Annotated in this window: 11 protein-coding genes; 4 read left to right on the top strand and 7 right to left on the bottom strand. The window is 50.6% G+C overall.

Annotation, left to right across the window (positions count from 1 at the left end; translation table 11 throughout):
• The first annotated feature begins 14 nt into the window (after nucleotides 1–14).
• Together K0I31_RS00955 and rplQ are read left to right on the top strand one after the other, a co-directional pair.
• A complete protein-coding gene (locus K0I31_RS00955) occupies nucleotides 15–1,004 on the top strand; it encodes a DNA-directed RNA polymerase subunit alpha (RefSeq protein ID WP_011863990.1) in 990 nt (329 codons plus the stop codon).
• A gap of 39 nt (nucleotides 1,005–1,043) precedes the next feature.
• Entirely contained in the window at nucleotides 1,044–1,436 is a 393-nt protein-coding gene (gene rplQ, locus K0I31_RS00960) for a 50S ribosomal protein L17 (protein WP_011863991.1), read from the top strand.
• 56 nt (nucleotides 1,437–1,492) lie between these two features.
• Here the strand turns inward: rplQ and K0I31_RS00965 are convergent, their stop codons facing one another.
• The 6 genes from K0I31_RS00965 to ccmA all read right to left on the bottom strand — a co-directional run bounded on the left by K0I31_RS00965 (nucleotide 1,493) and on the right by ccmA (nucleotide 5,383).
• On the bottom strand, nucleotides 1,493–2,470 hold the full coding sequence (locus K0I31_RS00965; RefSeq protein ID WP_220079604.1) for an ABC transporter substrate-binding protein: 978 nt from the start codon (nucleotides 2,468–2,470) through the stop codon (nucleotides 1,493–1,495).
• A 134-nt stretch (nucleotides 2,471–2,604) separates the two neighbouring features.
• Nucleotides 2,605–3,090 carry a cytochrome c maturation protein CcmE gene (gene ccmE / locus K0I31_RS00970; protein ID WP_220079605.1) on the bottom strand — a complete coding sequence of 162 codons (486 nt, stop codon included), beginning with the start codon at nucleotides 3,088–3,090 and terminating at the stop codon, nucleotides 2,605–2,607.
• Nucleotides 3,087–3,287 (bottom strand): heme exporter protein CcmD, encoded by a 201-nt coding sequence (gene ccmD, locus K0I31_RS00975; protein WP_011863994.1) that lies wholly within the window; start codon nucleotides 3,285–3,287, stop codon nucleotides 3,087–3,089. Before ccmD ends, ccmE begins: the two co-directional genes overlap by 4 nt.
• A complete protein-coding gene (locus K0I31_RS00980; protein WP_011863995.1) occupies nucleotides 3,287–4,033 on the bottom strand; it encodes a heme ABC transporter permease in 747 nt (248 codons plus the stop codon). The genes ccmD and K0I31_RS00980 overlap by 1 nt, the downstream gene beginning before the upstream one ends.
• Before the next feature lies 1 nt (nucleotide 4,034).
• A complete protein-coding gene (gene ccmB, locus K0I31_RS00985) occupies nucleotides 4,035–4,721 on the bottom strand; it encodes a heme exporter protein CcmB (protein WP_011863996.1) in 687 nt (228 codons plus the stop codon).
• Between the two features lie 11 nt (nucleotides 4,722–4,732).
• Nucleotides 4,733–5,383, bottom strand: coding sequence for a cytochrome c biogenesis heme-transporting ATPase CcmA (gene ccmA / locus K0I31_RS00990; protein ID WP_011863997.1), 651 nt, complete (start codon nucleotides 5,381–5,383; stop codon nucleotides 4,733–4,735).
• Between the two features lie 332 nt (nucleotides 5,384–5,715).
• Between ccmA and K0I31_RS00995 the strand changes: the two genes are divergently transcribed.
• Nucleotides 5,716–6,009, top strand: a complete 294-nt coding sequence (locus K0I31_RS00995) for a c-type cytochrome (RefSeq protein WP_011863998.1) — start codon at nucleotides 5,716–5,718, stop codon at nucleotides 6,007–6,009.
• A gap of 178 nt (nucleotides 6,010–6,187) precedes the next feature.
• Here the strand turns inward: K0I31_RS00995 and ccmI are convergent, their stop codons facing one another.
• Nucleotides 6,188–7,438, bottom strand: coding sequence for a c-type cytochrome biogenesis protein CcmI (gene ccmI, locus K0I31_RS01000; RefSeq protein WP_011863999.1), 1,251 nt, complete (start codon nucleotides 7,436–7,438; stop codon nucleotides 6,188–6,190).
• A 411-nt stretch (nucleotides 7,439–7,849) separates the two neighbouring features.
• Here ccmI and K0I31_RS01005 point away from each other — a divergent pair, with 411 nt between their 5' ends.
• Nucleotides 7,850–9,826, top strand: a complete 1,977-nt coding sequence (locus tag K0I31_RS01005; protein WP_220079606.1) for a heme lyase CcmF/NrfE family subunit — start codon at nucleotides 7,850–7,852, stop codon at nucleotides 9,824–9,826.
• Nucleotides 9,827–9,829: the final 3 nt, after the last annotated feature.

Consider the following 9,829-nt stretch of genomic DNA (forward strand, 5'->3'; position numbering starts at 1 on the left):
CAAGAGAGGACACAATGCAGGGTTCTGTTACAGAATTTCTTAAACCGCGTCTCGTTGATATCGAGCAGGTTAACCCAACACGTGCCAAGGTTACACTGGAGCCGCTTGAGCGTGGTTTTGGTCATACTTTAGGTAACGCGTTGCGTCGTATCCTATTGTCGTCTATGCCCGGCTGCGCGGTTACCGAAGTCGAGATTGATGGTGTACTGCACGAATACAGCAGCAAGGAAGGCGTACAAGAGGATATCCTAGAGATCCTACTAAACCTTAAAGGTTTAGCAGTGGTTATCGAGGGTAAAGACGAGGCTATGCTTACATTAAGCAAGTCAGGCGCAGGCCCTGTTACCGCAGCAGATATCACGCACGATGGTGATGTTACTATTATGAATCCTGATCATGTTATCTGTCATCTGACTGGTAACAATGACATTAGCATGCGTATCCGCGTTGAGCGTGGTCGTGGTTATGTACCAGCTTCGGCTCGTGCACAAACTGAAGACGACGATCGCCCAATTGGCCGTCTGCTAGTGGATTCATCTTTCTCACCTGTCGCGCGTATTGCTTACAATGTTGAAGCAGCACGTGTTGAACAGCGTACTGACTTGGACAAACTCGTTATCGATATGACCACTAATGGCACTATCGATCCTGAGGAAGCGATTCGTCGTTCTGCAACCATCCTGGCTGAACAGCTAGATGCGTTTGTTGAGCTTCGTGATGTCACTGAGCCAGAACAGAAAGAAGAGAAACCAGAGTTCGACCCAATTCTGTTGCGTCCTGTCGACGATCTAGAGCTAACTGTACGTTCGGCTAACTGTTTGAAAGCCGAAGCGATTCATTACATCGGAGATCTGGTACAGCGTACTGAGGTTGAGCTACTTAAAACGCCTAACTTGGGTAAGAAGTCTCTTACCGAAATTAAGGATGTGTTGGCTTCTCGCGGACTTTCATTAGGTATGCGTCTAGAAAACTGGCCTCCAGCCAGTTTAGCAGACGACCTATAAGTCCTAGTTTGTACAGATTTAGGTAATAAGGATTAGGTCATGCGCCATCGTAAGAGTGGTCGTCAACTAAACCGTAACAGCAGTCATCGTCAAGCTATGTTCCGTAACATGGCAAGCTCTTTAGTCCGTCACGAAGTGATCAAGACTACTGTAGCTAAAGCGAAAGAATTGCGTCGCGTAGTTGAACCTCTAATAACACTTGCTAAGAGTGACAGTGTTGCAAACCGTCGTTTGGCATTTGCACGTACTCGCGACGCTGAAGTCGTAGGTAAGTTATTTAATGAATTGGGTCCACGCTACCAGGAACGTCCTGGTGGATACACCCGTATCCTTAAGTGCGGTCTTCGTACTGGTGATAAGGCGCCTATGGCGTATATCGAACTAGTAGGTCGTCCAGAAGCTGCTGAAGCTGTTGAAGAAGCTGCTGAGTAACACTTAAGTTCATTGTAAAAAGCCGGGCATTGCCCGGCTTTTTTATTGCTTCAAATCTATTCTACCCAATCTGCCTTCTCGGCGATCTCCTTAGGGATCGACAGATGCCATTTGGCCACGCCAGACAGGCTGAATCGAAATGCGCCCTTGCTGTCACTAACATAGCCTAAATTGCTGGCCTGCTCGCCGGCTAACAGTCGATTGACCAGCTTTGCAGCCAGCAGGCCGTGCTCGTAGCCGTTCAGCACATAGCCGCCTGGGTTGGCATGTCTACCCACGGTAAAGTCCCAGAAACCGAAATGGGGTACTGGGGCATGGTCTGCCGTCCAAGTGATCATCGCACTCGGGTCCATATAGTCGCCACCATCTTTGGTTAGTGTGTGATAGAGCCCGGTAAAAATCCCCTGGTAGCCTGCCTTCTTGGCATCGATCACTGCCTGTTGCCACTCCTTGGCCGAATTGGTCAGGGTGAAGGCAATGGTCAGCTTGCCTATCTGTATGGGCTTAAAGTCGGCGCTGATCGGGCTGAAGGCCGCGCGGGAGGTCGCGCTATTGTCAGAAAGGATCAAAAGCTTCTTGGTCTCTTTCCCAGGCAGTAGGCAGTCGACCAAGAGTAGGGAACGCTTGAACAGCGGCCGCTCGAGTATGCCGGTAAATTGCCGATAGGTCGGCAGGCCATGATCTCTGGGATTAGTATTGAGGCCGAGAAACACCACTGGGGTCTTGGTGGTCGCGATGCGCTCGCTCAGTAGTGAGATGGCGTTGTCGTCGGCGAGTATGATGATGTCTGGCTTGTCGCGTTTAACGGCTTCCCAGGCGTCGTCAGCGCGTTTGACATAGGCATCACGGGGGAGACGCTTGGAGTCGAGATAGATCTCCGTCATCTTGGTGGGCTCGCTAAGGTTTTCCAATATCGCCTGGCGATAGTCTCGTACCCAGGGGTAGCCCTCATGATAGCTGTGAATGAACATCAGCCTGGCACCCGATGCCGGAAGGCTGGCCCAGAGCAGTAGGAGGCAGGCAAGTATGCGCATGGATGGATTTCCCTTAAAGCTTTCACCCCAAAGTCTTTTACATAGTTATAGTCGATCTTGCTCCTAAGTTGTGCACAGGCAATAAAAAAGGCCTCAAATGAGGCCTTTAGGTTTTTACGCTAAGAATATGCGGTCTAGTAACCGGATTTCTGTGTAGAGTCGTATTCGAGTTTCTCGTGGGTCTGGCCCATGGCCTCGGCAACTTCTGGCGGCATGTAGTTTTCGTCATGCTTGGCCAATACTTCGGTCGCTTCCAGCTTACCACCTTCGATCAGTACGCCCTGGGCGACGATACCTTGTCCCTCACGGAAGAGGTCGGGTAATAGATCGTCATAGGTCACCATAACTTCGCCACCGGCGGCGTCATGTACGGCAAACTCAACGTGTAGGCTCTCTGGATCGCGTACCAGTGAACCCACAGTAACCATGCCACCGACACGAATACGTTGACCGATTTCTGGCTTAACGCCTGTGTCTTTCTTACCGTGAACGATCTCTGTTGGGGTATAGAAAAGGTTCAAGTTCGAATTGAGCGCATAAAGTAGCAAGGACGCGATGGCGGCTACGCCACCAATCAGGGCGGTTGCTAAGGCGAGTCTTTTCTTACGTCTGGCGTTCACTGTTCTTTACTCCGGTTGGCTTTGAGGCGTTCTTCGCGTTGCATCTTCTTGGATATCTCGGTGAGGATCTTGCGCTTTTGGCGCAGGCTCACCACGATTAAGGTTCCTAGTGCGAAGGCGGTTATGCCGTAAGATAGCCACACATAAAAGGCGTAGCCACCCATGTTAAAAAAATCTGCTAATGAATCGAACTGCATTATTTGACTCCTTCAGCTTGCGCGAGTTCCCTGACCCAGGGACGCATACCGTTTCTGGCAAGGATCTCGGCTCTGAAACGAATAAGCGTGATAGCGCCTATCATCAGGCCGAAACCGAAGATGTTGATCAGCAGTGGATATAACATCTCTGGTGCCATGGATGATTTTTCGGTGATCTTGATGGTGGCAGGCTGGTGCAGTGAGTTCCACCATTCTACTGAGTACTTGATGATAGGAATGTTGATCACGCCAACGATGGCCAGAATACCGGCGGCGCGTGCGGCGAGAACTTTATCTTCGAAAGAGGCGTACAGAGAGATCACACCCAGGTAGAGGAACAGCAACACTAGTTCTGATGTCAGGCGAGCATCCCACACCCACCAGGTGCCCCACATAGGCTTGCCCCAGGCAGCACCTGTGATGAGGGCGATAAAGGTAACGACCGCACCGATAGGCGCGATGGCCGCTGCCGCCCAGTCGGCAGACTTAATCTGCCATACCAGGCCGATAAAGGCCGAGGTCGCCATCGCCATGTAGGCCGACATCGACATAGAAGCCGCAGGTACGTGGATGAAGATAATGCGGTAACTGTCACCCTGCTGGTAATCTACCGGCGCAAACAACAGACCCCAGATAGAACCCACACCAATAAACGCGATTGCAAGCGTCGCAAACCAAGGCAATAGCCTGCCTGAGAGGTTATAGGCTTTTTGAGGGTCTGCGTAAGAATGTAGCCATTTCCACATATTAGTTAGTACTCACTCTTAATGAGGCACCAATTGCAAAAGGTGCCAATATTAACGAACCGACCAGCATAGCGCCTATGATAGCGAGATGGCCGCTGTAGGGTAGATTTAGACCAGCGGCATCGATGGCGCTGGTTGCAAAAATTAGTACCGGTATGTAAAGCGGTAGGATCAACAGGCTCAGTAGCACGCCGCCCTTACGCAAGCCGACGGTAAGCGCGACACCTATGGCGCCCAACAGGCTGAGTACGGGCGTGCCCAGTGCCAGGGTGGCCATTAGCGCGCCATAGCTGTTGGCTTCAAGATGCAGCAGCACGGCGAGTAGCGGGGCAACCAATATCAGTGGTACGCCGGTCAATATCCAGTGGGCCAGCACTTTTGCCAATACCATGAGTGACAATGGCTGTGGGCTAAGTAGCATCTGTTCTAGGCTGCCGTCGACGAAGTCCGCCTTAAACAGGCGCTCGAGTGACAACATAGATGCCAGCAGGGCGGCTACCCAGATGATCCCAGGTGCTACGCGAGTCAGTACCTGCGGCTCGGGACCAATGCCCAGCGGGAAGAGAGTGACCACTAGGATAAAAAACAGTAAGGGATTGAAGATGTCACCCTTGTGACGAATCGCTATTTTAAGATCGCGTCTAAGTAGGGTGAAAAACGCTTGGGTGAAACTGATACCTTTATTCATTCACTGCACCTTTAAATAAAGCGGTAATCGAGGCGAATCTTACGGAGAATATCGTCACCGATAATGCTCATATCCTGGTGGGTGGTCATGATGACACAACCGCCGCTTTGAGCATGTTGTAAAAACAGGTGTTCCAATTCTTCGACGCCTTTCTTATCGATTGCAGTAAATGGTTCGTCCAATAGCCAGACCTTACAGTTGGTATGCCAGAGTCGGGCTAGGGCGGTACGACGATGTTGACCCGCCGACAGGTGGCCGGCCAAAGCCTCTTCGAAGCCAGACAGGTTTACCTTAGCGAGGATCTGGTTGGTTTCGAAATCATCATACCCGCTGATTCTTAAATTGAAGTTAAGATTCTCTTCGGCGGTTAACTCGCTTTTTACACCTGCAAGGTGGCCGAGATACAAAAGGTCGTCATTGTATTCGTCGCGGCAGCGAGTAATGTCAGTACCCTTGTACTTGGCTTCGCCCGCATAGGGACGTGACAGGCCGGCGAGGATCCTCAGCAGGCTGGTTTTACCCGCGCCATTAGGGCCTTCGATTTGAACGATCTCACCCGCTTGGATATCAAAGCTCAGCTCGTCGAAGAGAATTCGCTCTTCGCGGATACAAGTCAAGTTATCGGCTGATACCAGTGTTGTTGCTGTTTTTTCTTCTACCACTGAACCCTCTATCTCAAGCCTGATGTAAACATAAGCGATATTAACATAATCCCCTTGAGGGGTTTAGTCTTGCTATCTGATTAGTGTCAGCAATTTGATATGCTTCCAAAAAGTAAAACCTTTTCGTCATTGAGATTGAACTTTTTCAACAATTGCTAATGTATCAGGTAACTCGGGCACCTATAACATGTTGAACCATCAAATTCTGATATTAATCACAAAAAGGTGAGATTTGTTGAAGTTTGATGTATCCTAGGGCCGCTATAGAATAAGTCTGCCCCAGTTTAGGGTGGCATAGAGCTCTGTTAATATTTGCATTAGGAACATTGAACATGAAAAAACTGTTAGCATTGTCTGCAGTGGCTGCATTGACCTTGTCTGCAAACACTTTTGCACAAGAAGGTGAAGCTGTATATAACAAGGCATGCCATGTATGCCACAGTATGGGTGTCGCCGGTGCCCCTAAAGCTCATGATGCAGCTGCATGGGAGCCTCGTTTAGCGAAAGGCCTAGACGCACTACTAGGTAGTGTTAAGACTGGTCTGAACGCTATGCCACCAGGTGGTATGTGCACAGATTGTACCGACGAAGATTACAAGAACGCTATCGAGTTCATGTCTAAGTAATTTGACTTCGTTGAAAAAAGCCGACCTTATGGTCGGTTTTTTTATGCCTATCGCTAAGTAGTTTTTAATAAAGAGGCTCTCGCGATCATGATAGGTGAGCAATAAAAAAGCCGGCTAATGCCGGCTTTTCTGTGCGATACGGAACCTGATTTATTGAATCGGTAATATTGGACCGAGATTACTGAACCAGAGTATCAATCACCAGCTTAGCGGTTGATCCCACATCCATGGTTTCCAGACGGCCCTGTAGATCGCCAGGCTGCGCCTTAACCGAACCATGCTTAGAGAGCACGGCGATCACTTCAACCTGTTTGGCGTCGCTCAGCTTGATATCGCCGCCCATGCCAGTGCTGTCATCTAAGGTGATAGAGACAGGCAGAGATTTCGCCGATACCTTAGTCGCCGCGAGTGGCACCTTAGGGCCTTGGGTGTTGCGGGCAAAGATAAACAGCATATCGCTACCGCTGACATTCTCTAGCAGCTCGGGTGCGATAGACACATCTATGGTTACTGTCTTACCGGTAGTGGCCTTGGCCTGCTGATGAGTCGCATCGTTAGGCATCTCGCCGGTCTCGGCTTGCATTCTCATCTTGGCGCTCTCGATGGCATTGATGATGGCGCTGCGATCCACATCGCTTCTGTCGCTGTCGAGAATGATCTGCCAGGCATCGATCGCCTTCTTATATTGGGCGCTGAAGAAGGCGTCCATACCCACAAGCAGCAGGGTAGAAGGATCTTCAGGATCTAATGCCAATGACTGGTCGATAATGGCCTGTACCGCAGGAGTGATTCTTTGGTTGGCCTTGTAGTACATGGCTGTGGCCTTAGGACCAAGCAGCTCGGCGTGGGTACCCACTAGCTCCATCGCCTTGTCGAATGCTTTTACCGCATCATCATAACGGTTGGCGCTGATGTAGGCATGGCCAAGGCTAAACAGCAGCTGGCTGTTTTCCGGCTCGGCTTGCAGCTGTGATTCCATCATCTGAATGCGCTGGGTCATGATCTGAGCGGCATCCATTCCTGCGTGTGGATTGTCGGGAACCGCCTTGTCTAGGTTGGCATAGGCACCTAGGTTGGCATAGAAGTAGCCAGAAACACCTAGTACCACTACAGACATCAGGGTTGGCCAGAGTAGGCTCTTAGGCTTGATCTGACCGACCAGAGATTCATCTTCGCCTTGCTTCATGTCCTGTAGCAGGCTGATCTCGAGTTCTTTCTTTAGCGCGTTAAACTCATCTTGATCCAGCAGCTCATCCTCAAGTTCCTTCTCTAGGGTCGCCAGGCGATTGTTAAAAAGTTCGAGGTTGGTGGCCTTACGCACACCGGCTTCTTCGGCCTGCAGCATCTTTTGCTGGCGGAAGTGTGGAAACCAAATCAGCACTAGGCTGACTAATACAAAAAGCGCAATAAAAATCCAGAGTGTGGTCATTATTTCTTTTTCACATTAGTTGCAGGAATGCGGGAATGCCGCGCGATATAGGGATCAGATTATACGGAAAGATTATTCATTGAACAGTAATATAAGGGTTTCCAGTCGTTAAATACTGATACTTTTGCACTGGTTCACAGTTCGATTCTATTTTCAAAAATTGGCTGAAACTTAAGTTTCAAACAAGGGTCAGAGCATAAAATCTGCCAGTTTATAACAATTGTAACCCTGCGTTTCTGTTCGCAAGAATGAGACAGGTCACCCAGAATTGTGCGAAAGAGGCAGACAGATACAATAGCAAATACTAAAATGACTCAAATTTTGTACCTTGAGTAGTGTGAATTGCAAACTCTGGTGAATTAGGTGAAGCTAATGCTTCAACTGGTTCTCATATAGGACTGAGGAAACCCCATGATCCCTGAATTAGGACACTTTTCGTTGATAATAGGATTGGCATTCGCCTTTCTATTGGCCAGCGTCCCCTTAATCGGTGTTGCTCGCAAAGATCAATATCTGGTGCGTTATGCCTGGCCGTTGAGTTACGGCATGTTTTTCTTTATCGCTCTCTCCGTGATCGTCCTGGGTTATAGCTTTGCCGTCGACGATTTCTCTGTAGCCTATGTTGCACACCACTCAAACTCTCAGCTGCCGATCTTCTTCAAGATCGCCGCGGTATGGGGGGGTCACGAAGGTTCATTACTCTTCTGGGTGTTTGCCCTGTCTGTCTGGACGGCATCGGTTGCCTTCTTCAGTAAGGGGTTAGAAGAGGTCTTCACCGCTCGCGTACTCGCCATTTTGGCGATGATAGTAATAGGCTTCTGTCTCTTCATGCTGCTGACTTCTAGCCCATTTGAGCGCCTGTTCCCGATTCCTATGGAGGGACGCGACCTTAACCCTATGCTGCAGGACGTGGGACTCATCTTCCACCCTCCTATGCTGTACCTGGGTTATGTTGGCTTCTCGGTGAGCTTTGCCTTCGCCATCGCCGCGCTCATGGGCGGACGTCTCGATTCTGCCTGGGCACGTTGGAGCCGTCCTTGGACCCTGGCTGCGTGGATCTTCCTGACCGGCGGTATCTCGCTCGGTTCTTGGTGGGCATATTACGAGCTAGGCTGGGGCGGCTGGTGGTTCTGGGATCCCGTCGAAAACGCGTCATTCATGCCTTGGCTGATCGGTACAGCTCTGCTGCACTCAGTGATCGTGACCGAGAAGCGTGCAACCTTCCGTAACTGGACGGTACTCCTCTCTATCTTTGCATTCTCTCTGAGTCTGCTTGGCACCTTCATCGTGCGTTCAGGCGTACTGACCTCGGTGCACTCATTCGCGGCGGATCCTAGCCGTGGTATGTTCATTCTCTTGTTGCTGGGTCTCGCCATCGGCGGCTCACTGACGCTGTTTGCCTTCCGCGCAAGCGACATGAAGAGCCCTGCGCGTTTCGAGCTGATGTCGAAAGAAACCATGCTGCTGGTAGGTAACATCCTGCTTACTGTGGCTTGTGGTACCGTACTGCTGGGTACACTCTACCCACTGCTGATCGATGCCCTCAACATGGGTAAGATCTCTGTAGGCCCACCATACTTCAACGCGGTATTCGTACCTATCGCACTCGTGCTGTTTGCCTTCATGGGTATTGGCCCTAGCATCCGCTGGAAGCGCGCCAAGGCCGGTGAACTCAAGGCCAAGCTGCTGGTGCCTGCCATCGTCTCTGCGGTTATCGGTGTAGTGACGCCTTTCCTGGTGGACGGCAAGTTTAATGCTTGGGTGATGTTCGGTATCGGCCTGGCCGCTTGGGTAACATTTGCGACACTGCGCGCCGCCTACGACATCATGCAGTCTAAAGATGGCCTGAGCCTGGCGCGTATGGGGCGCAGCCAGCTGGGTATGATTATCGCTCACTTAGGTATCGCCGTCTCTGTGGTCGGCGCGACTATGGTGTCTAACTACTCTATCGAGAAGAGTGTTCGCATGGGCCCTGGTATCACCCAGGAGCTGGCGGGCTATAGCTTCCACTACATCGAGACCAAAAATGTCGTTGGTCCTAACTATACCGCCCAGCAGGGTCAGGTCGAAGTGACCAAAGACGGTGAGTTCATCACTCTGCTTAAGCCAGATCGTCGTCAGTACAACGTACGTACCATGGACATGACAGAGGCGGGTATCGATTGGGGACTGTTCCGCGATCTCTATATCACCATGGGCGATCCTATCAGCCGCACCGAGTTTGCCGTGCGTCTGAACTACAAGCCATTCGTGCGCTGGTTATGGTTCGGTAGCATCTTCATGATGGTAGGTGGTCTGTTCGCCGCGTCTGATAAGCGTTACCGCAGAGCCAAGGCGACCGAAACCGACGGCGAGAAAGCCAAACAAGCAAAATTAGCAACCGCATAACTT

The sequence above is a fragment of the Shewanella spartinae genome, assembly GCF_019457555.1.
GTDB classification, from domain to species: Bacteria; Pseudomonadota; Gammaproteobacteria; order Enterobacterales; family Shewanellaceae; genus Shewanella; species Shewanella loihica.